This is a genomic window from Bradyrhizobium sp. BLXBL-01, from assembly GCF_051853025.1.
Classification (GTDB): Bacteria; Pseudomonadota; Alphaproteobacteria; order Rhizobiales; family Xanthobacteraceae; genus Bradyrhizobium.
Map to the genome: position 1 here is coordinate 7,161,768 of NZ_CP182471.1, position 21,514 is coordinate 7,183,281.

The following is a 21,514-nucleotide window of genomic DNA, read 5'->3' on the forward strand; positions in this document are numbered from 1 at the left end:
GGAGTATCGATTTCGTCAAGTAGCGTGGTGGCACTGGAGAGCATTCCAAAACTGCTGCTGTTGTCTTGGCACGAGCAGAGATGTTCGGTGCGGACCTCAATCCCGCTTCAGGACGCGTTCGCCCTCGCCCGTTCGAGGGCTTCGCGGCGGCGCTCTCGGCGCTCGCGCCGCCGCTTGGCACGGTCAGCTGGCTGCGGCAGCGGGGAAACGGGAGCACGCTCGAACACCGGTGGGGACGTCTCATTGACCACGGACGCGAGGCTTGGCTCGCTTGGTGCCGGGCGGGCTTCCATGAACTCCAAGACGTCTCGCCCCTTGGAGGTGAGTCTCCAGCCACCGCTGATGCGCTCGACCAGGCCTTGCGAAAAGATGTCGAGGTCCGGCACCCGGCTGGCGAGACGCCTCGTCCGGTCGGCCCAATCGCGGCCACTGGTCGCCAGGATGGCCATGTCGCGCTTGAGGTCTTCCATGACGGCAAAGCCGTCCGGATAGCTCACCAGGATCTTCAAAACCGTAACCTGGAAATTCACGCCCCCGCCCCCGCTCTGGACCAATCAGCGCCAGAAGATCCCTCCCGGGAAACGCCCACCGTACTTTGCTTCGGTGCCTTCGCGATTCAAAAATGTTAAGTTCAAGAAAGAAGGGCGCGCAGGGGAGCAGGGCTGCAGCCGCGTCGCCCTAACTAAAGCTTCCGATAAGTCACATGCGCCGTCGCGAACGGAATGCCCGCGCGCCCTGCACTGCCGCGCACGATGCAGGCGCGGTCGTCGATCGCATAGAGCCAATCATCGAAGTTCAGCTTGAACGACTTTCCATCGCCTTGGGGCGTGTCGCGCGTGTAGGTCCAATGAAATGCACAACCGGCCTGCTCGCCGGTGGCTTCGCCTTCCAGTCGGTTCTCATGGCCGGTGTATTGACCCTCGCCCAGCTTGTGGATCGTCCAGCGCAGCGTGTCGCTGTGGCCGTCATCGAAGGTGTAGGTTTCTGTCAGGACGACAGTGTCGGTGTCCGCGTCCAACTCGCCATGCGCCGTGATCGTCGCCCGCTTCAACAGCCCGCCGATGAGGCTTTCGACCACCGCCCATCCGTCCAAGCGGCCGACGAAGAACTGCTCAGGGAGAAACACCGGCGTGGTGCCAGCGAACGCATCAATGGCCATGGCTTTTCCTCCGAAACCGATGGCGACATAAGTCGCCTCTCGGCACCGGGTTCCCCAGCTGGGACCCGCCTGGCTCGGTCGCGTGCTTGCGGCGCATGCAGACCCCGCGTCAACACTTCGCCTTCTCCACAGCCCGCCGGAACACGTGGACAAGATCAGCCCCGCCGTTCGGGAATCCCTGACCCGTGCTAACCGCCGGGAACGAGCGGGCGGTAGCGCGGATTCGTCCCGCAGGAGCGATCTCGCATGCTGATGACCAGGGAAAGACGTCCGGCGATCCGGACCTTGCGCGGATGGGCCATTCATGTGCTGCAGGAGGCTGGCGCGATCAACGAATGCGAGGAGCACGGCTGGGCCAAGGATCGTGCCGACCCGCACGCTCGGAAACGCGCGGTCGCGCTTGCGCGCCAGGATCCACCGGACGGCGTCGCCGCCGATCAGGCCGTCGCTGAGATCAACGATGTCCTCGATTCGATCGGCGATACCTGTCCGGAGTGCCCTGACGAGGGCCTTTGAGGCGTCCGGCAAGGACCTTCGCGTACCGCGGACGATGAAGATGCTTCATGCCGATTTCCGCCGCGCCCCTGCCGCCGGCTTCTTAGCGGACGACTCCTTGGCGGCCGCCTTCTTGCCCGCGATCGGCATCAGCATCTCCTTCTGGCCGGCCGCCGCCTTCCTCGGCTTCTTGGCTGGCTTGTCTGCCTTCGCAGGCGCGGCCTGCTTCCCGGCTTCCTTGCCGACGCTTCGCCGCAGCGCCTCCATGAGGTCGACGACGTTCTCGCCCTTCGGCCGCTCCTTCGGCCGGATCACCTTCCCGGCGCGCTTTTCGTTGATCAGCTCGATCAGCGCGGTCTCGTAATGATCCTCGAACTTGTCGGGTTCGAAGCGTCCGGCCTTCTGGTTGACGATGTGCCGGGCGAGATCGAGCATGTCCTTGGTGACTTTCACGTCCTGGATGTCGTCGAAATAGTCCTGCTCGCTGCGCACCTCGTAGGGGTAGCGCAACAGGGTGCCGACCAGGCCCTTGTCCATCGGCTCCAGCGCGATGATGTGCTCGCGGTTGGTCAGCACCACCCGCCCGATCGCGACCTTGTCCATCTCGCGGATGGTCTCGCGGATCACCGCGAAGGCGTCGTGGCCGACCTTGCCGTCGGGGCGGATGTAATAGGGGCGGATCAAATAGCGGGGGTCGATATCCGACCTGTCGACGAACTCGTCGATCTCGATAGTGCGGGTGGACTCCAGCGCGATCTCCTCGAGCTCTTCCTTGGAGACCTCGATGTACTGGCCCTTCTCGAGCTCGTAGCCCTTGACGATGTCCTCGTTCGGCACCTCGTCGCCGGTTTCCGCATCGACTTTCAGGTACTTGATACGGTGGCCGGTCTGCCGGTTGAGCTGGTTGAACGAGATCTTCTCGCTCTCGGACGTGGCCGGGTAGAGCGCCACGGGGCAGGTGACGAGGGACAGTCTCAGGAAGCCTTTCCAATTGGCGCGCGGGGCCATTTACGCAGAACTCCGGTTCGAGGCGGCTTGGATTCAAGACGAACGGCCGGCCCGGGTTCCGACATCGGGAGCGACAATTAAGACGCCGCCCGCCTCACCTTCTCCGCCGCCGCCTCCAGCCGCCGCGGCCGCCCCAAGAGATAGCCCTGCATCTCGTCGCAGCCTTCCTGGACGAGGAGCGACATCTGGGCCTCGGTCTCGATGCCTTCGGCGAGGACGGGGACGCCGAGGCCGTGGGCGAGGCCGATCACGGCGCGGACGATGGCGAGCGAGCGCTCGCTCTGGCCGAGAGCGGCGACGAAGGAGCGGTCGACCTTGATCCGGTCGAGAGGAAACGCTTCGAGATAGGACAGCGACGAATAGCCCGTTCCGAAATCGTCGAGCGCGATCAGGATGCCGAGCGACTTGAGCGACTGCATCGTCCGCCTGGCGCGCGGCACTTCCTCGATCAGGACGCCTTCGGTGATTTCGAGCTCGAGCCGCGCGGCCGGCAGCCCGCTCTCGCGCAGCGCCCTTCGGACCTGCGCATCGAGGTTTTCGCGGCGGAACTGGGCCGCGGAGACGTTGACGGCGACCCGCAGCGGCTGATCCCATGACGCCGCCTCCCGGCACGCCTCCATCAGCACCCAATCGTCGATCTGCGCGATGGCGCCGCTCTGCTCCGCGATCGGGATGAACTCTCCGGGAGGAATGACACCGCGCAACGGATGCCGCCAGCGCACCAGCGCCTCGTAAGCCATCAGCGTGCCGTCCCGATGATGCTGCGGCTGGTACTCGAGATAGAACTCGCCCCGCTCCACCGCGAGGCGCAGATCGTGCTCCAGCGCGCGGCGGTCGCGCAGCTGCTGGTCCATCGCGCTGGTGAACAGGCGGATGGCTCCCCTGCCCTCGTGCTTGGCGCGATAGAGCGCGGCATCGGCGTTTGCGAGCAGCGAGGCGGCGTTGTCCGCATCGCGCGGATAGAGCGCAACGCCGACACAGAGGTCGATCTTGAGCGCGTGGCCGTCGACCTCGATCGGGCGCTCGAATTGCGCCCGCATGCGCGTCGCGAGCAGCTCGGCGGTCGCCGGCAGCGGCAGCTCATCGGTGACGCCGATGAACTCGTCACCGCCGACGCGCGCCACGTAAGCTCCCTGCGCGGCCTCCTGCAGCCGGCGCGAGGCTTCGCGCAGCACGGCATCGCCGACGGCATGACCGAAGCGGTCGTTGATCGCCTTGAAGTGGTCGAGATCGATACAGAGCACCGCGAAGGCGCCGTCCGTGATCTCCGCGCGCTCGATGGCATCGCCGAGATGCTCACCCAGCGCGGCCCTGTTGGGCAGCTCCGTGAGCGCGTCGTGGCCCGCGAGATAGCTCACCCGCTGTTGCGCCCGATTGCGCTCGGTGACGTCGAAGGCAACGCAGACATGGGCCGGACGGCCCTCATAGACCAGCGGCCGGGATTCGATCACGACCTGGATAGCCTCGCCGTCGGCGGTCCTGTGCAATTCGTAGTCCTGCTCTGCGTCCTGTCGCTCGCAATATTCGAGCTGGCGTTCGGACATCGCGAGCAGGTCGTGGCGGGAATAGCCGTAGTGCCGGCACATCGCGCCATTGACGGCGATGAGGCGCCGCCGCTTGGCGTCGACCACCCACATCGGAAGCGGGTTCTCCTCGAACAGCAGGCGGAACGAGGCCTCGCGGCGCTTGAGGTCGGTGATGTCGATGCGGACGCCGATGCTGCCGCCATCGCTGGTGCGCCGTTCCTCGACGCGGACCCAGCGGTCGCCCGCCAGATGCTGCTCGTGCGAATGGTGCGGCAGCGCGTGGTGCGCGAGGCGCTCGGCGAGCCACGCCTCCTCGCGCCCCGCCGCGTCCGGGTATTGTCCCGCGGCAAGGCCGGTTCGAAGCATGGTTTCGAACGGCGTGCCGGCCGCAAGGGCTTCCTGGCTGGCCGTGTAGAATTCGGCGTATTGATGATTCCAGAGCACCAGGCGATCGTCCTTGTCGAAAACGGCAAGTCCTTCGGGGACGACGTCGAGCGCTTCGGTCAGATGGGTGTGAGCGGCGCGGGCGGCGGCTTCGGCCTGCTCGGCCGCCGTCTTGGCTTCCGCAAGCGCCATCTCGGTTCGATGACGCTCGGTGATATCCTCGTGGGTGGCGACCCAGCCCTTGCCCTCCATCGGGCGATGCTTGATCCGCACGATCCGGCCGTTGGTCAATTCCACGGTGGTATCCGAATTCTCGGCGCTCACCGGAGCGCTGTTGCGCCAGACCAGATAGTCCTGCTTCGACATCTTCGGCGCGCTGCCGGCCGAATAGCGGAGATCGACGATCTCGGTCAGCTTCATGCCGGGCCGGACCAGCTTCGGATCCAGATCGTAGATCTCGAGATATTGCCTGTTGCAGACGATCAGGCGCTGATCGTCGTCGAAGAAGCAGAGGCCATGGGACATGTTGTTGAGCGCCCTGTCGAAGCGCTCGGCAAAGGCGGTCGCGGTCTGCTCTGCGGCCCGCGCGCGGTCACCCTCCTCGGACAGCCGTCCGTGGGTCTCGACCAGCTTCACGAAGGAACGGAAATTGGTGTTGATCATCCGGGCGAGCAGAGCGAGCAACACCAGGAGATTGATCCCGACCGAGACCAGCATCCCCTCGCCCGAGAGCAAGAGGAGCGTGGCGATCGGTGCGCCGGCGATGATCATCGTCAGCCGCGTCGCGGGCGGAAAGCTGCCGAGGCAGTAGGCGGTGCCGACGCAGCCCATGAAGAGAAGCAGCGAGACCGACGCGCGCAGACCGGGATCGACGACCATGAACAGCGCCAGGATCCAGATCACGAAGCCGGAGCTGAGCACCACCGTGGCGGTGCGAACTCTTGCAAGCTCGAGATGCGCCTCCTCGGCGGTGAAATCGGCCTTCTTGAGCCGCAGCCACTGGGCGAGCCGAAACAGACAGGCCGCCAGAAGGGCGGCCGGCAAGGCAAATCGCAGCCACGCCGATATCGTGTTGGGAAGGACCAGCCCGACGCTGATGCTGTTGACCAGGAGCATGGCGTAGAGAACGGGCACCTGCTTGCGCAAAACCCGGAACTGTTCGACCAGCAGCGCACGGCCGAGCGGATCGCTCGTGTCGCCCACGGAGAAGGAGTCGCGAAGCCGCGCGAAGAAGCCCATCAAATTTGCCCCAGCCGCCGTGAAGGCTAGGGCAGGAGTGGCGAAGGACCCGTAAAGGCGCTTGGTGTTTTTAGGTTTAACGGAATGTCGGAAACACTGGGACGTCGATCATCTCGGTTCCCGAAATGAAACCTCGGGGCTCGGCAAAGAGCCGCCCTCACCCCTCCACCCGCCACAGCCTCCACCTTTCCGGCACGCCCTTCAGCCGGTGCACGCCGTGATCGCGCAGGCCGATCGCCGTCTGCGTCGTCATCAGCTCCTTCACCGCGCTCGACACCAGGACCTCGCCGGCGCGCGCCTTCGCGGCAATACGGGTGCCGATGTGGAAGGCGAGGCCGACCATCTCGCCGCCGCTGATGGTGTATTCGCCGGTGTGCAGGCCAACCCTGATCTCGAGGCCGAGCGTGCGCACGGCTTTCTGGATCGCGCTGGCGCAGGCGATGGCGGCGGCGGGCTTCCTGAAGGTCGCCAGCACGCCGTCGCCGGTGGTGACGACTTCCTTGCCGCCGCACGTCTTCAGCTCCTTGCGGACCGCCGCGTAGTAATGGCCCATCACCTTGGTCCAGCGCGCATCGCCGAGCTTGGCCGCCTTCGCGGTGGAGCCGACGATGTCGACGATCAGGATGGTGGCGAGCGCCTGCTTGAGCTCGGCGCCGCGCGCGGCCGACGGCCGCCGGTTCGCGATCGCGCCGGTCAGCGGCTCATAGCGATGGCTGCGGCGCCGCGCGATCGCGGCTTTGGTGTAGTCCTGCGCGGCTTGCGCACTGCCGCAACGAACGGTCTTCTCCTGCGGCAGGCGCGACCAATAGACCTTGCGCGCAGCACCTGTGCCATGCACCTCCACCGCGCCCCATTTCAGGAAGACCGCCGAGCCGACCCGCCTGACGCACCACGCCTTCGACGTGTATCCGGAGACGTTGGACTGATGGACACCGATGCGGAGGAATTTGGGCATGAAGGCGCGGCCGATGGAAGGACCGTTGGACGATGTGCGCCAAGCCTATTCGGAGAGTTCCGCATCGGCAATAGGCGCTCGGTTCTCTGGCCGACCGATTGGCACTTTCTGCGGCAAGGCGCGTTGCGGTGTTTTCGAGGAGGCGCAGATGACCAAGACGAAGGCTGCCCACGCGCAAGACGCAAAGATCCCGACGCAAGCAGCGCTCAATCCCGGTGACGAAGCCCCGCCCGGAACCAAGGGCACCGGCCAAGACGTCTGTCCCGATTGTCACGGCAAGGGGCGCATCGATGGCGCGCCTTGCGCGACCTGCGGCGGGAGCGGCACCATCACGCGGGCGGTCGGCGGCGCCTGACGCCGCCTCGTGTGTTTTCCGCAACTGGATGCAGTGAGGCGCGCCATGAACAAGACGACCGGACTGACACCCGACGATTTTCCGATTGAAGCCGACAAGGACAAGCTGAAGACCCACAAGGGCGAGCCGGTGGCCTCGGCCGAGACCGAGCAGATCGCGGACGAGCTCGCCGACCGGCTGAACGAGCACGCGCACCAGGAAGAGCAGGATCGCTGGTCGGCGTAGTTCAGCGGGTTTGCGGCCGCGCCATCGGATTTGGAACGACCACGCGCTGCCGCGCATTGGCCCTTCGCCGGCGTCTCACCATTCCGGCAAATGGCGGCCCCGGCTCAAAGCCCCGCCCCCGGACCGCCGGGCCGGGGCCGCCTGGGGCCGAGCACAGGAGCGGACATGAAAGCACTCGTCATCGCAGGGCTCATCGCGGCTCTCGCCTCGTCTCCTTCCGCCTTCGCGCAAAGCGGCGCGGGTGCGTCGAGGACGGGCTCGAGCATCAATTCGACCGGCACCGGCGGCACCACCGGCGCGGGCGCCTCCAGCCTCAATACCTCGTCGGACGCCAACAGCGGCGGCGCGAATGCACCGGCGAAGTCGTCAACGATGAGGCCGGGCGACAACGATCCGGCCAGGCAAACCCAGGGCGGCCAGCAGGCCCTGCCGAACACCAGCGGAACTAACCGGAAGTAGCGCGAGCCGGATAGGCATACAGCTCGATCGGAGCGTTGAAGCCGCGCACCTCGTGGCTGCCGACATGCTCCAGCGCGAACTGCTTCTCGACCAGCTCGGCGAAATCGCGTGACAGCAGCACGTTCCTACCGAGCGTCTTGGTCAGTGTCTCCAGGCGGGAGGCCATGTTGACGGCCGGGCCGATCACCGTGAAGTCGAGCCGCCTGGCCGATCCGATATTGCCGTACATGACGTCGCCAACGTGGACGCCGATGCCGTAATTCAGCGGCGCGCGGCCGCTTCCGCTGTTCCGCTCGTTGAGCGCGGCCATGGCTCCCCTCGCCTCCCCCACCGCGTGCAGCAGATTGGCGCAGGCGTTCGGCTGATGCAGCGGGAAGATGGCGAGCAGCCCGTCGCCGATGAATTTGAGGATCTCGCCGCCGTGCCGCGCGATCGGCTCCGACATCGCGTCGAAATAGTCGTTGAGCAGGTCGATCACGTCGTCGCGCGGCCAGTTGTCGGAGATCTTGGTGAAGTCCCTGAGGTCGCAGATCATGATCGCGGCGCGCACCGTCGTGCCGCTGCCGCGCCTTGTGGCGCCGGCCAGGATCAGCTCGCCGGCATGCGTGCCGACATAGGTCTCCAGCAGCGTGCGTGCCAGGCGATTCTTGACGCGGATCTCGCTGACCAGCGCCAGCACCGGCAGCAGCTTCTTCAGGCCGGCGATGTGGGCGCCCTCGAAGCCGCCGGGCCGGGCGGTCGCGAAAGTGACGATGTGGCGCTTGCCGAGCGTATGATAGAGCGGCCAGGCGACATAGTCGGTCAGGCCCTTGGCCCGCATCTCGTCATAGAGGGCGTGCTTGCGGCGATGCGCGGAATCCTGCGCGAGCCGCTCGCGCACCTCGGCGGCGCCGTCATGGATCTCGTTGGCGGCGCTGCCGATATATTCGGATCGCTCGCGCACATCGTAGTCGACCAGCGCAATCTCCGCCTCGCGCATCCCGTCGGACCACATCATCCGGGCGCCCAGCCATTGCGGGTGATTGATCAGCACATGGAGCGTCGCGCGCTGCACCGGAATGCCCGCCTGCTGCAGGCGGATGCACATCTGCGCGAAGATGTCGTCGATGTAGCGCTCGTCGCGCGTACCGTTGGTCAGCCAGTCGATGACGCCGTCGGCCTGCGTGGGGGCGTATGTATCTGGCGCATTCATATCCTGCCCCTCGGGGTGCGGTCTTTGCGAAGCAGATATCGTGCGCCGGCCGGGCGGCGTCAACCTAGCCAGTTGCACGGATTGTGCGCATTGGTCTGAAGTTCTACCCCAAAAGCCGGATCGACCCCAGCACCGCCAGGCCCGAGACGAGCACGAGCTGCGACGGCCCGGCCAGCTCGAGCTTCAGCGTGCCGGTGCGGGGAATCGCAAAATCCTCATGGTCGAGACGGATGCGGCATTCGCCACGCGGGGCGTAGACCAGATGCGTGCCGGCGGCGAGCGGCCTTTCGCCGGGCTCCTTCAGCGCGAGGAGGTCGATCTCCGCCGCACCGCGCCGCGCCATGAGGTTCACGACCTCGACGGGACCCGCCTCGAGCTCGGTCACGATCTCGAGCTCGCCGGTGAAACGCACCGTCGTAAAAGGTTCACGTTCGTCGAATTCCCGCGTCGGCGACTTCAGCACCAGCCCGCGTCCCTCGACCACCATCTGCAAGCGGTCGATGCCGGGCATATGGGAGAAGGGACCAGGCGCAAGAATCGGCGTCGACGCAAAGCGCCAGAGCAGGCTGTCCCAGTCCTTCCGCGGCGCATCGGCCCGATGAGCGTCGGCGATGTCGGTGAAGATGCCGCCGCCATTCTTCCACGGCGAGCGGGTGTAGCTTTCAGGATTGAGCAGCGTTGCCTTCATGGAGATCCCTGATGCGATGAGGGTGCGAAGCAGCGGCGCGCCCGTCCAGGAACGGCTCGGCCGCCTTGCGCACAGCGTCCAGATGCGTGAACAGCGAGACGTGACCGCCGTCGGGGAGCGCCAGCAGCTTCGCCTGCGGGATTGCGCGGCAGACGTTCTCGGCATGCGAGAAGGCCACCACGTCGTCGGCGCGGCCGTGCACGACGAGAGCAGGCGCCGAGACCGTTCCTGCGGGCAATTGCTCCAGCGCGGCAAATTGCGCGATGTCGTTGACGGTCCCGGGGATCCTGGCGTGCAGATGCTCGAGCACGCTCGACTGCAAGGTGCGCAATAAGAGAGCTGCCTCGGGATGGCGCAAGGTTCGCTCGCGCAACGCGTCATCGGGAATCGCGCGGCGCGCACCGGATTGCGGATTGCGTTCAGCCCGCCACTTCAGGAGCCGAGGCAATCCGGGAAGACGCGCAAGATGGCGCATCATGCGCAGCCGCCCGGCGATGTCCGGCGGCGTTTGCAGTCGTCCCGTGCAGGCCGACACCAGCACCAGCGAGCGGCAGCGCGAGGGATGCCGCGCGGCGAATTGCAGCACCGAGGGGCCGCCGGCGGAGACCGCGACGACCGCCGCATTGGAGATCCCGAGCGCATCGAGCAACTCGCGATAGAGATCAGCCTGCTCGTCGGGCGAGGCACCGAGCTCCGGGCGCGAGCCGAGATAGCCTGGGCGAGACACGGCCACCACCCGCTTGTCGCCGAGCGTCGAGGCGAGCGCACGCGCGAGCAGCCAGGATTGGTCGTGGCCGCCCATGCCACCATGAATGGCGAGGATAGCGGGCCCCTCGCCTGCGACCGCGCATTGGACGATCCCGCGGGAGGTCTGCACCGAGACCGGAGCAGGCCCGGCGAGCGGCAATGCATCCGGATTTGCGGTCATGTCGCGCCTTCCACGCCTCGAGTGCGCCGGCCTTGAGATGACGCAGAAGCTTCGCGGGACGCTGACGGCTGGGTGAACTGCAGACCCAGGCGATCCTTACTATGGGCCCCCGGCGAGCTCAAGGGCTCGGCCTGCGGAATGCGCGGCACGCGCATGACGTCGCAAAATCCGCGCGGCTATTTCGACGTCAATGCCGCCACAGGCCGCCAAGTGACGTCGGGCGCAGCTGCAGCGAGCCGACGGCAGCGGTCACGCATCAGCTCGGCCGGACGATCGTCGCCGCGTTGCCTCAGCACGGCCTCGAAATCGGCGAGTGCGTCGGCAAATCGGCGCGCGCGATAGGCGGCGAGACCGCGTTCGTAATCCGCGATCCAGCCGATCGTGTCGCTGCCCGCCGCATTATCGTTCACCATCCCGATCAGCTCGTGAACGGACAGCCCCTCCTCGCGTCCGTAAACCGCGATGCTGTCGACCTCGCGCGTGACGACGGCGCCGCGCGCCAGACGTTCGGTCGCCGCGCCGATCAGGATTTGCGTGCCGTAAGATTTGTTGGCGCTTTCGAGCCGGCTCGCAACGTTTACGGCATCGCCGATCACGGTGTAGTTCAGCCGCAGCTCCGAGCCGATATTGCCGACCAGCATGCGGCCGGAATTGATGCCGATGCGGATCTGGAGCGGCTGGCCGAGATCGTCGACGAGGCCCGATTGTTCGACTGCAAGGCGGCAGGCGAGCGCGGCGCGGCAGCATCGCGCGGCGTGATCGTCTTGCGGCTGCGGCGCGCCCCAGAACGCCATCACGGCATCGCCGATGAACTTGTCTATGGTCCCGCCGTTGGCGACGATGATCTCCGAGGTGAGGTCGAGATAGCGCGACAGCAGCGGCACCACGCGATCGCCGAGCCGCTCCGACAGTCCGGTGAAGCCGGCAATGTCGATGAACATCACGCTCAGCTCCTGGATGCTGCCGCCGGGCCGCGCCTCGACACCCTGGCGCAGCAGGCCGCGGACGAGATCCGCCGGGATGAACTTGCGGAAGGCGGACAGGCCGGCCGCCATCTCCGCGATTGCACCCGACAGGCTCGCGATCTCCTTGAGCCGCGACGGATGGCGACGGACCTGCTCCAGCGCGAAGGCTTCGACATGGCGCAGCTCGCCGACGACGCGCGACAGCGGCGCGGCGATGACGGACCGCGCCAGCATCGCCGAGGCCAGCGCCGCGAGCACGGCGCCGACGGCAAGACCGAGGATCAGGCGGTGCAATGTCGTCTCGACCGGCCCGAGAAATTCGGCCTCGGGGATCACGGTCGCGAGCGACCAGCCGGGAAACGGCAGCGGCGTCAGCGCAACCTCATAGGCCGCGCCGCCCGAGGTGAGCCGGCTTCGCCAGGCCTCCTTGCGGCCGGCCTCGCCCGCCTGGTCGAGCGCTGCGCGCGCCAGCGGCAGCAGCGCGGTGTCGCCGCGCGCCGGATGGAGCTCGTCGGCGTCCTTGTCGGGCGCTGCGACGAGCTCGCCGCTGCCGTCGACGATGAAGGCGGTGCCGGTGCGTCCGACCTCCAGCTGCGACAGGAAGCGCGCGAGCCTGGTATATTCGATGATGACGGCAAGCACGCCTTGCCGTTCCTGGTAGACGTCGATCGGTCCGGCGAAAGCGATCGACGGGCGCTCGCCGGTCGCATGGTCCATCACCCTGAACCATTGCGGGTCGTCCGCGCCGAGGCCGGCCTTGAACCAGGCCTGAACGGCGACGCGGAAATCGGTCGGCTCGAAGCGGCGGTTGGCGAACTCGATGTCGCCGGGCACCACGTCATATTCGTCGACGCGGCGCTGCCCCGGATGATCCGTCAGCGAGATCTCCATCATCTCCAGGCGCCGATCGCCGAGCTTGTGCGCGGCGAAGAAGGAGCCGTCGGGCCAGCCGAACGCGACCCAGGAAATCGTCGCCTGCGACTGCAATTGCGAGAGAAAGACGAACTCGCGCTTGTCGGCCTCGCGGGTGTCGAGCACGTTCTGGAGGAACAGCGTGCGGATCGCGGTGTGCGCGGCCCGCGCCTCGTCGACGATGGCCGAGACCTCCTTGCGCACCGCCGCCACGATCTGCTCGTTGATGGTCGAGGCGAGCTGCCGGCTGGCCGCCTCCGCCGTGCGCCACCACAGCAGGCTGGAAAGCGCCGCGGTCAGCAGGATCGCCGTGAGGACCAGCGCGGACACAGCAAGGCGGATGCTCACCGTCATCCTTGCGATCGCACGAAGCTGGCGTCCGGGATCGACGTTCATGGTTGTATCCGCCTTTGGGTGGGCACGGCTCCTGTCATCGCTCTACGCAGATTTCCTACCGTCCGTTACCTCTGCCAAGTTTGGTAGGACGCATCCAATGCTCTCGCTCTAACGTGTCGATAGCGCCAAGGCATTGGATTTGGTCGCCCACTTGCCCGCTAATCCCCACCCAAGCGCACCGCCGTGCGCCCGACCCACTCGGTCTCACGGCTTCGTGAGCAGCCCGCCGTAACGCGGGCGGCGCGGGGAGCGAAGGAGACCATGCGCGCATCCCCGCCAAGGCGATGCCACCTCGAACAGGAGAACCTCTGATGTCTGCCAAACATGCCGTCACCTCCCTCGTCCTCGCCGGTGCGGTGTCGACCGCGCTCGCAACCCTTGCCTCCGCCGGCCCTCTGACCAAGGCCGAAGCCGATGCCGCCGTCGCCGCAAAGAAGGAGAAGTGCTTCGGCGTCGCCCTGAAGGGCCAGAACGATTGCGCGGCGGGACCGGGCACGACCTGCCAGGGCACCTCGACCGCCGACTACCAGGGTAATGCCTGGAAATTCGTCCAGGGCGGCACCTGCACCAGCATCGAGCTGCCGGGCGGCAAGAAGGGTTCGCTCAAGCCGGTGTAACGGCCGGCGCAACAGCAAGCGCGAACGGAGCAGCACGATGAGCACAATCAAGCCGGCCCTGCCAGCAGCGCTGCCGCTCCGCTTCGCGACGCCGATCGGCGGCGTTGCCGGAACGAGCTTCAAGCCCGAGCACCTCCCCGCAATCCTCGAGGCGAAGCCTCGGCGCGGCTTCTTCGAGGTCCACGCCGAGAACTACATGGGCGCCGGCGGGCCGCCGCATCGCGCACTGGAGGCGATCCGCCGCGATCATCCGCTCTCCCTGCACGGCGTCTGCATGTCGATCGGCGGACCCCGGCCGCTCGACAAGGCGCATCTGGCACGCTTCCGCGGCCTGGTCGCGCGCTATCAGCCGGCGCTGGTGTCCGAGCATCTCGCGTGGTCGACGCACGAGACCAGCTTCTTCAACGATCTGCTGCCCCTGCCCTACACCGCCGCGACGCTGGCCTGCGTCTGCGATCACATCGACCAGGTGCAGGAGGCGATCCGCCGGCCGCTGCTCCTGGAAAACCCGTCGACCTATCTCGCCTTCCGCGAATCCTCGATGCGCGAGACCGAATTCATCCGCGCCGTTACGGAGCGCACCGGCTGCGGCCTGCTGCTCGACGTCAACAATTTGTTCGTCTCCGCGACCAACCATGGATATTCGGCGCTCGACTACCTCGCTGATTTCCCGCTGTCGCGCGTCGAGGAAATTCATCTCGCCGGGCATGCCGAGCAGGCCGACGACGAAGGTGATCTGCTGTTGATCGACAGCCACGATGGCCCGGTCACTGATGCCGTCTGGAAGCTCTACGAAATCGTCATCCAACGCCGCGGGCCGGTGCCGACGCTGATCGAATGGGACAGCAAGATTCCGGACTGGCCGGTGCTGCAAGCGGAGGCCGCTGCCGCCCAGGCGATCCTCGATCGCCATCAGTCCACAGCAATGGCAGGAGACCGTCATGCTGCCTGAACCCGGCTTGTCCTTTGCCGCATCGTTCGCGCCGGCGCTGCTGGATCCGGCACGCAGCACGCCTGAGCTGGTCACCGGCCCGAACGGCAAAGCCGCTGGCCGGCGCTACGACGTCTACCGCAACAACGTCACGGTCAGCCTGATCGACGCGCTGGCCGCGATTTATCCAGCGGTGCAGCGCATCACCGGCACCGACTTCTTCCGCGCGATGGCGCGCTTGCATGTGCGCAGCCATCCGCCGACATCGCCGCTGCTGTTCGAATACGGCCGCGACTTCGCCGAGTTCATCGAAGCTTACGAGCATGCGCAAGATATGCCCTGGCTCGCCGACGTCGCGCGTCTCGAACGGGCCTGGCTCGATGCCTATCACGCCGCCGACGCAGCCCCGCTGTCGCCGGCCCGGCTCGTGGCGGTGACACCCGATCGCTTGGCTGATCTGGTGTTCATTCCGCACCCGGCCGCACAATGCCTGCGTTCGGACTACGCCGCCGTGACGATCTTTGCGGCCAACCGCGACAACGCACCGGTCATGCGGATCGATGCCTCGACGCCGGAGGATGCGCTGGTCACGCGAGGCGAGTTCGACGTCGCCGTGCGCCGCCTGCCACCCGGCGGCGCGGTCTTCGCGCACCTTCTCATGTCAGGGCGACCGCTCGGCGAGGCCGCGGCGGCGGCGCTGGAGGCTGCAAGCGAATTCGACATTGCCGCGAACATCGCCGGGCTGATGGAAGCCGGCGCCTTCACCTCGCTCTGTTGCGGAGACCCATCATGATCACGGACCAGCACATGACGACCGCCAGCGGCCTGCCCTCGCCCGGGGCACTCATCGACAGAGCCAATCATCTGGTGCAGACGCTCGCGACGCCATCGCTGGTCCAGCTGGTGCTGCGCCTCGCGCTGGCCGTGCCATTTTGGCGCTCGGGCCTGCTCAAATGGGGCGGCTTCCTCAAGCTCAACGACACCGCGGTGACGCTGTTCAGCGACGAATTCATGCTGCATCTGCCGGGCGGGCCCTATCACTTTCCGGCACCGACATTGATGGCCTTCCTGTCGGGCTGCGGCGAGATCATGTTCCCGATCCTGCTGGTGCTGGGGCTCGGCACGCGGTTCGCAGCGCTCGGGCTGCTGTTCATGACGGTGATCGTCGAGCTCACGGTGCCCGACGGCTGGCCGATCCACCTCACCTGGGCAGCGATGGCACTCGGCATCATGGCTTACGGGCCCGGGCTCATCTCGCTCGACCATCTTGTTTGTCGTGCGCGGTCGCACGGGCGATAGGCACGCGATCTTGTATATCCACGAGCACGACCGTCATCCTGAGGTGCGCGCCCTTGCGCGCCTCGAAGGATGAGCTGCAAGCGTCTGTGGCCCATCCTTCGAGGCTTCACCTTGCGATGCGAGCGCATCGCAAGGCTCGCACCTCCAGCGACAACTGCTTCGCAGTTGCGCAGGGATGACGGTTGTGGGTGTGATGAGCGTAGCTACATCCCGCTCAGGCCGCTATCGACCGCGAGGTGCTAGCCCTGGCGGGAAACCATGGTAATTTGCGCCTCGTGTCCGAACCTTCAGCGAGGCTAGCATGCCCGACACTGACAAGGTCTTCGCCGGCTCGATTCCGAAAATCTACGACGAGTATCTCGTCCCGATGATCTTCGCCGTCTATGCGGAGGACATCGCAAAACGCATCGCCGCACGCTCCCCCTCCGTCCTGCTCGAGATCGCCGCGGGCACCGGCGCCGTGACGCGTGCCGTGGCGGCGGCGCTGCCGCGCGGCGTTCGCTACGTTGCAACCGACCTCAACGAGCCGATGCTCGCGGTCGCAGCGCAGCGCCAGGCGGATGACGATCGCATCACCTGGCGCCAGGCGGACGGGATGGCCCTGCCCTTCGGCGATGGCGAGTTCGACGTGGTCTGCTGCCAGTTCGGCGCGATGTTCTTTCCGGACCGCATCAAGGCCTATGGAGAGGTCAAGCGCGTCCTGAAGGGCGACGGCACGTTCGTGTTCAACGTCTGGGATCGCATCGAGGACAACGTGCTGACGCATGAAGCCACGGCCGCGCTCGGAAGGCTGTTTCCCGACGATCCGCCGCGTTTCATGATCCGGACGCCGCACGGCTATCACGACAAGGCCGTCATCAGGGGCGATCTCGAACGCGCGGGCTTCCGCGACATATCGATCGAAACCCGATCCGAAATCAGCCGGGCACCTTCAGCCGAATATGTCGCCATTGCGCTCTGCCAAGGCACGCCGCTGCGCAGCGAGATCGAGGCGCGGGATGCCGGCAAGCTTCAGGCGGCGACCGATATCGTTGCCGACGCAATCCGGACGCGCCATGGCTCCGGTCCGGTCGAGGGCAAGATCCAGGCGATCGTGATCGAGGCCCGCCCGTAGCCGCGGACGTCGGCCGATACGGCACGTCCTTACCAGAAGCCCCGCTGCATCGGCTGCGCCGGCTGATAATACTGGTACTGGCTGCGCCGGCGCGGGTTGGCCGGCTGGACGTACGGATCGCGCTGCTGGAAGAAGAAGCCGAAGCCGTTATTGTCCCAGCCGTCATCGCTTGCGATCATCGCAGGCGCGGTCGGCTTGCGCGTGATGAAGCCGCCTTGCGGCTCGTTGCTCAGAACCGCGACGAACTCGGTCCGGTAATTGGTCTCGCTGCTCAGCGGCTCGTCCGAGATGATGATCGAGGAGCGCGGCAACGCGGTCGGCCCGATGCGGTCCCACACGTCCTGCGGGATGGTGATGCGGTCGAGCGCGTTGCGTGCCTCGTCGCCGTTCTCGATCGTGACCACGCTCCAGCGCAAGCCGGTGCCGCTCTTCGCCATCGCCGTGAAGATATGCGTGCCGATCGGCTGCTCGGGATTGCGGATCGTGACGGGGACCTCGATGCTGGTGTCGAACACCTCGCCGCCGCCGTCGGGCGCCGGCTTGTGCGTGTTCCGCCGCACGTAGAGCTTCTGTGTCGAACGGCTGATGTAGACCGAGACCGGCTCGCCGGCGAGCTTTGCGTCGGTCGCCGCCTTGACGGCCTCGGTTTTTCTGGCCGCAGCGGTCTTCGCGGCTTCCTTGGTCGCGGCCACCGCATCGCGCTTCGGCTGCGCGGCGGCCCTGGCGGCGTCGAGCTGCGTCGCCGCGTCGGCAGCCTTGGCTGCCGCCTTCTGCTTCAGCTCCTCGGCCTTGGCGCGGGCCTGATCGTTCCTGGCATTCGCGAGCGTCTTGTCGGCGAAGGCAAGCTCGGCATCGGCGCGGGCCTTCTGCTGTTCCAGCTTGCGCAGCGCGGCCGGGAGCGAGGCGGCTTCCTTCGCGGCGGCGGACGCAGCCTTCTTGGCCTCGTCGGCCGCCCTTGTGGCCTCCTCGGCCTCGGCGGAGAGCTTGTCGGCCCGAGCAGGCACGGCCGCGATGGCCTCCGGCTTCGGCACGAACAGCGAGGGGTGAGAGAAGTCGGTCGGGACCGAGTCATACGGCGAGATGATCACGCGCATCCCGAGATAGGTCTTGTCGAACAGGTTCTCGGCGAAGCCGAACGGCATGCGCACGCAGCCGTGCGAGGCGGCGTAGCCGGGCAGCGGTCCGCCATGCAGGGCGATTCCGTTCCAGGTGATGCGCTGCATATGCGGCATCCAGGCATCGTCATACATCGTCGAGCGGTGCTCCCTTTCCTTCTCGACGATGGCGAACACCCCGGCCGGCGTCTCGCGGCCCGTGGTGCCGGTCGATACCGGCGCGCGCAGGATCCAGCCATCGGCATCGTAGAACGTGACCTGCTGGCTCTTGATCGACACGATCGCCATGATCGGCTCGCCAGCCACACGCTGCGCCACCGCCTCGGCCACCTGGCGCTGCTGCTTGGCCGCAATCGCCGGGGCCACCGCTGCAAGGGTCGCCGCCGCCACGAGCGCCATGATTCCGGCAGGCCCCCGGCGCCCCACCGCCCTGATGGATTGCGCCGTCGTCGATCGGTTTTTCATGCCATCCTCGGTCCAACTGCCAGTCGGCTGGTGTCGCTCACGTGCCAGATTGGAGTCATTGCATTAAGAAATCGCAGCCGCCTTACGTTCCCTCTGTGGCGAGATTCGGCACTTCCGGCGGCAAATCTCTCATATACGACGCCTCGCCCGGGCGGAAGGCGGCCTTCAGCCGAGGCTGGCCCGAAGCTGGTCTCGACCGCTGCGGCAGAATGTCCGATCAGCCGCCCACGGCGGCTAGACGCCCAACGCCTTGCGGTTCAGCGTTCGCAGTACACGCAGCGACAAGGTTCGCACGTTCGCAACATTGAGCAGCCAGGCCGCAGCCGCATAGGCAAGGCCGCCGGCGAGGCTGACGATGACGAGCGATACGAGACCGGTGCCGCCCGCTTGCGAGCGCGCCACCAGAATTGCCGCCGCCATCGCGGCTGCGGAGGCGGCAACGCCGGCGAGGCGATTGAGCTCGAACGGGACCGGATGGGCCCGATGCATCAGGACGAGTGCGACGAGGAAGCCGATCGCCTCGGTTGCCAGCGTCGCCAGCGCCGCGCCGTACAGGCCGTAGCTGCCGATCAGCGCGAACATCAGGATCACGCTGATCACCAGCGTGAGAAAGGATTGCGCCGCCAGCATGAACGGCCGCTCGGCGAGCTGGAAGCTGATCTGCACGTAGAACTGATTGGCGATGCCGAAAAGCCGCGCGAGCACCAGGGTCGGCAGCAGCGCCGAGACGCCGGCGCGGAAGTCGATGCCGACGAGCGTGCCGGCCACCTGGTCCGCGGCGAGCGCGAGCCACACCGCAACGGGCGCGACGACGACGAGCAGGAGCTCGAGGCTTTCGGTCAGCCGCTCGCGCGTCGTCGCACCGTTATTCTCGGACAATGACCGGAACACCAGCGGCACGGTCGCCGCGGCGACGCTGGATGCGATCATGACCATGAACTGGCGCGGCAGATCGGCGGCAACGCCGAAAATGCCGGCAGCGTCCTTGCCGAGCAGATAGGCGACGATCAGCCGGTCGCAGGCCGAATAAACTGCGACGGAGAGGCCGGCCAGCGTCAGCGGCAGGCCATAGCGCGCCAGCTGCATGAACTGGCTGCGCTGGAAGCGCGCAATCCTGGTGCGGTCGCCGACGAGATTGAGGATGATGCCGGCGAGCGACCCCAGACCGAATGCGGCGAGCAGTCCCAATCCACCCCAGCCGAGCCAGATGCCGAGCAGACCGAAGCCGACGCTGGAGACGCTGCGCACGATCGAGATCGCCGCGAAGCGGTAGGGCCGCAATTTGGCGCGCTCGAACTCCTGGCCGACATCGACCGCGTTGGCCATGATCGCGACGAACATGCTGGCGAGCAGCAGCTCGACGCTGACATCGCTGCGGAACAGGACAATCAACGGCGTGGTGGCGCAGAGCACCGCGACAGTCAGGGCAAAGGCGACGATCGCCGTGCCGCGAAAATCGACCTCCGCCGACATCGCCTGATAGCGCGACACCGACAGCTTGATCCAGGCGAAGAAGATCGCACCCAGAATGCCCGCAAGGCTGATGCCGACCACATAGACGCCGTACTCCGCCGGGCTCAGCAGCCGCGTATAGGCCGTGACGGCCAAGAAGCCCACCGCCGCAGGCAGGATGTAGGCGACGAGATAAATCGAGAAATGGCGGTTCAGCATGCGAGCACGGGACCGGCAGCGGACTTGCGAGTGTGGCGAGGCTCGATCCAATTGGATCTTGGCGGGCGAACGAACTGCGCCGCAGCATCCCTCAAGAGTGTCACATAAGTCTGCAGATCGGGCGGCGAATGCGGCGTTGGAGCGGCTTTCGCGCGTTAGCGTTAAATTTGCCCTGTGCTGAACGGGCGCATGGATCAGGGAAAAGAAACCATGTTTCCCGGCGTTTTTCGCTTCCGGGTCCCTTTTTACCCGCCCTGCTGCAGAGTTAACCGAACGCCATGAAACCCGGGCGGTTCACCGCACCGCTTGGTACGAAGGCGCGTTGGTTGCAGAAGGAACGTCCCAACGTGACCAGGCTCGCTAGACGCGAATTTCTCCTCGGCAGCGCCGCGGCCCTTGCTGCGGGCGCATCTGCGTCCGCGGTGCCGGCCTCGAAACGCGCCCAGCGCCGTCCCGGCTTTGGCGCTGCGGCGACGCTGTGGGACCTGCAAGCCGATCCGCGGCTCGGCGAGGCCATCAGCACCTATTGCACGCAGGTGGTGCCGGTGCTCGAGCTGAAATGGCCGATGCTGCGGCCGGACGCCCATACGTTCGCCTTCGAGCGCGCCGACGCGATCCTGGATTTCGCGCGCGACAACGATCTGACCATGCGCGGCCACGCGCTCGCCTGGTATCACGACATTCCGGACTGGACCAAGCAGATCAAGGACAGAAGGGGCGTCGAGCGCGCCTATCTCGACCACATCGGCACCGTCGTTTCCTACTACAAGGACAAGCTGACGTCGTGGGACGTCGTGAACGAGCCGATCGCGGACAATCCGAAGGGGATCACCGACCGGCGCGATACGTTCTGGACGCAGCATCTCGGCAAGAGCTGGATTCCGCTGGCGTTCCGCACAGCGGCCGCGGCCGATCCCTTCGTCAAGCTCGCGATCAACGAATATGACATCGAATCGGCGAAGGACTCCTTCATCGCCAAGCGGGCGGCCTATCGCAACCTCATCATGGACCTGCTCGATCAGGGCGTTCCGCTCCACGCCGTCGGGCTGCAATCGCATCTGCATGCCGAGCTCGAGATCGACACGCACGGGCTCGCCGACTTCGTCACCGAGCTGCGCTCCTGGGGGCTCGAGGTGCTCATCACCGAGCTCGACGTCGACGACCAGAAGCTGGCGGGAAGTCCTGCGGAGCGCGATGCCGTCGTCGCCAAGCGCGTCGACGACCTGCTGACCGCCGTTTCCGCGAGCGGCCCGGTGCGCTCGATCCTGACCTGGGGCCTCTCGGACCGTTACAGCTGGATCAACGGCACCTTCGCCCGCGCGGACAAGCAGCCGAACCGCCCGCTTCCGCTCGACGGCGAGTTCAAGCCGAAGCCGTTCATGGACGTCATCAGCAAGTTCACGAAAGACGCTTAGA

Annotated in this window: 21 protein-coding genes; 10 read left to right on the forward strand and 11 right to left on the reverse strand. The window is 66.4% G+C overall.

Annotated features, from left to right (window positions below):
• Positions 1–107: 107 nt before the first annotated feature.
• Together ACNJYA_RS33100 and ACNJYA_RS33105 are read right to left on the reverse strand one after the other, a co-directional pair.
• Positions 108–530 (reverse strand): hypothetical protein, encoded by a 423-nt coding sequence (locus ACNJYA_RS33100; protein ID WP_212259233.1) that lies wholly within the window; start codon positions 528–530, stop codon positions 108–110.
• A 152-nt stretch (positions 531–682) separates the two neighbouring features.
• Positions 683–1,159: a DUF3833 family protein gene (locus ACNJYA_RS33105; protein WP_212259234.1), complete on the reverse strand. Its 477-nt coding sequence runs from the start codon at positions 1,157–1,159 to the stop codon at positions 683–685.
• A 246-nt stretch (positions 1,160–1,405) separates the two neighbouring features.
• Between ACNJYA_RS33105 and ACNJYA_RS33110 the strand changes: the two genes are divergently transcribed.
• Positions 1,406–1,675 carry a hypothetical protein gene (locus tag ACNJYA_RS33110; protein WP_212259235.1) on the forward strand — a complete coding sequence of 90 codons (270 nt, stop codon included), beginning with the start codon at positions 1,406–1,408 and terminating at the stop codon, positions 1,673–1,675.
• Between the two features lie 45 nt (positions 1,676–1,720).
• Here the strand turns inward: ACNJYA_RS33110 and ACNJYA_RS33115 are convergent, their stop codons facing one another.
• The 3 genes from ACNJYA_RS33115 to ACNJYA_RS33125 all read right to left on the reverse strand — a co-directional run bounded on the left by ACNJYA_RS33115 (position 1,721) and on the right by ACNJYA_RS33125 (position 6,766).
• Positions 1,721–2,662, reverse strand: a complete 942-nt coding sequence (locus tag ACNJYA_RS33115; RefSeq protein WP_212259236.1) for a non-homologous end joining protein Ku — start codon at positions 2,660–2,662, stop codon at positions 1,721–1,723.
• A gap of 77 nt (positions 2,663–2,739) precedes the next feature.
• Positions 2,740–5,811 carry an EAL domain-containing protein gene (locus ACNJYA_RS33120; protein ID WP_439401455.1) on the reverse strand — a complete coding sequence of 1,024 codons (3,072 nt, stop codon included), beginning with the start codon at positions 5,809–5,811 and terminating at the stop codon, positions 2,740–2,742.
• A gap of 157 nt (positions 5,812–5,968) precedes the next feature.
• Positions 5,969–6,766: an adenylate/guanylate cyclase domain-containing protein gene (locus ACNJYA_RS33125; RefSeq protein WP_439401456.1), complete on the reverse strand. Its 798-nt coding sequence runs from the start codon at positions 6,764–6,766 to the stop codon at positions 5,969–5,971.
• 148 nt (positions 6,767–6,914) lie between these two features.
• On the opposite strand from ACNJYA_RS33125, the gene ACNJYA_RS33130 reads away from it, so the two are divergent.
• The 3 genes from ACNJYA_RS33130 (at position 6,915) to ACNJYA_RS33140 (ending at position 7,805) form a co-directional block, all read left to right on the forward strand.
• Complete coding sequence (locus ACNJYA_RS33130; RefSeq protein ID WP_212259284.1) at positions 6,915–7,121, forward strand: hypothetical protein; 207 nt, start codon at positions 6,915–6,917, stop codon at positions 7,119–7,121.
• A 45-nt stretch (positions 7,122–7,166) separates the two neighbouring features.
• Positions 7,167–7,346: a hypothetical protein gene (locus tag ACNJYA_RS33135; RefSeq protein WP_172788175.1), complete on the forward strand. Its 180-nt coding sequence runs from the start codon at positions 7,167–7,169 to the stop codon at positions 7,344–7,346.
• Between the two features lie 165 nt (positions 7,347–7,511).
• Positions 7,512–7,805 (forward strand): hypothetical protein, encoded by a 294-nt coding sequence (locus ACNJYA_RS33140; protein ID WP_172788174.1) that lies wholly within the window; start codon positions 7,512–7,514, stop codon positions 7,803–7,805.
• On the opposite strand, the gene ACNJYA_RS33145 is transcribed toward ACNJYA_RS33140, so the two are convergent.
• From ACNJYA_RS33145 to ACNJYA_RS33160, 4 genes are all read right to left on the reverse strand, one after another.
• Positions 7,792–8,997 (reverse strand): adenylate/guanylate cyclase domain-containing protein, encoded by a 1,206-nt coding sequence (locus tag ACNJYA_RS33145; protein WP_439401457.1) that lies wholly within the window; start codon positions 8,995–8,997, stop codon positions 7,792–7,794. The genes ACNJYA_RS33140 and ACNJYA_RS33145 overlap by 14 nt on opposite strands.
• 103 nt (positions 8,998–9,100) lie before the next feature.
• Positions 9,101–9,685 (reverse strand): HutD/Ves family protein, encoded by a 585-nt coding sequence (locus ACNJYA_RS33150; protein WP_439401458.1) that lies wholly within the window; start codon positions 9,683–9,685, stop codon positions 9,101–9,103.
• Positions 9,660–10,613 (reverse strand): alpha/beta fold hydrolase, encoded by a 954-nt coding sequence (locus tag ACNJYA_RS33155; protein WP_439401459.1) that lies wholly within the window; start codon positions 10,611–10,613, stop codon positions 9,660–9,662. Before ACNJYA_RS33155 ends, ACNJYA_RS33150 begins: the two co-directional genes overlap by 26 nt.
• Before the next feature lie 176 nt (positions 10,614–10,789).
• Positions 10,790–12,886: an adenylate/guanylate cyclase domain-containing protein gene (locus ACNJYA_RS33160; RefSeq protein ID WP_439401460.1), complete on the reverse strand. Its 2,097-nt coding sequence runs from the start codon at positions 12,884–12,886 to the stop codon at positions 10,790–10,792.
• 311 nt (positions 12,887–13,197) lie between these two features.
• Here ACNJYA_RS33160 and ACNJYA_RS33165 point away from each other — a divergent pair, with 311 nt between their 5' ends.
• From ACNJYA_RS33165 to ACNJYA_RS33185, 5 genes are all read left to right on the forward strand, one after another.
• Entirely contained in the window at positions 13,198–13,503 is a 306-nt protein-coding gene (locus ACNJYA_RS33165) for a BufA1 family periplasmic bufferin-type metallophore (protein WP_212259244.1), read from the forward strand.
• A gap of 37 nt (positions 13,504–13,540) precedes the next feature.
• Entirely contained in the window at positions 13,541–14,455 is a 915-nt protein-coding gene (gene bufB, locus ACNJYA_RS33170; protein WP_439401461.1) for an MNIO family bufferin maturase, read from the forward strand.
• Complete coding sequence (locus ACNJYA_RS33175; protein WP_439401462.1) at positions 14,445–15,227, forward strand: HvfC/BufC N-terminal domain-containing protein; 783 nt, start codon at positions 14,445–14,447, stop codon at positions 15,225–15,227. The genes bufB and ACNJYA_RS33175 overlap by 11 nt, the downstream gene beginning before the upstream one ends.
• Positions 15,224–15,733: a DoxX family protein gene (locus ACNJYA_RS33180; protein ID WP_439401463.1), complete on the forward strand. Its 510-nt coding sequence runs from the start codon at positions 15,224–15,226 to the stop codon at positions 15,731–15,733. The genes ACNJYA_RS33175 and ACNJYA_RS33180 overlap by 4 nt, the downstream gene beginning before the upstream one ends.
• Positions 15,734–16,034: 301 nt before the next feature.
• Positions 16,035–16,847, forward strand: coding sequence for a class I SAM-dependent methyltransferase (locus ACNJYA_RS33185; RefSeq protein WP_439401464.1), 813 nt, complete (start codon positions 16,035–16,037; stop codon positions 16,845–16,847).
• Positions 16,848–16,876: 29 nt separating this feature from the next.
• Here the strand turns inward: ACNJYA_RS33185 and ACNJYA_RS33190 are convergent, their stop codons facing one another.
• On the reverse strand, positions 16,877–18,427 hold the full coding sequence (locus ACNJYA_RS33190; RefSeq protein WP_439401465.1) for a L,D-transpeptidase: 1,551 nt from the start codon (positions 18,425–18,427) through the stop codon (positions 16,877–16,879).
• A 234-nt stretch (positions 18,428–18,661) separates the two neighbouring features.
• The gene (locus tag ACNJYA_RS33195; protein WP_212259249.1) at positions 18,662–20,098 is read right to left on the reverse strand and encodes a lipopolysaccharide biosynthesis protein; all 1,437 of its coding nucleotides are present in this window, start codon (positions 20,096–20,098) and stop codon (positions 18,662–18,664) included.
• A 347-nt stretch (positions 20,099–20,445) separates the two neighbouring features.
• On the opposite strand from ACNJYA_RS33195, the gene ACNJYA_RS33200 reads away from it, so the two are divergent.
• Complete coding sequence (locus tag ACNJYA_RS33200; RefSeq protein ID WP_212259250.1) at positions 20,446–21,513, forward strand: endo-1,4-beta-xylanase; 1,068 nt, start codon at positions 20,446–20,448, stop codon at positions 21,511–21,513.
• Position 21,514: the final 1 nt, after the last annotated feature.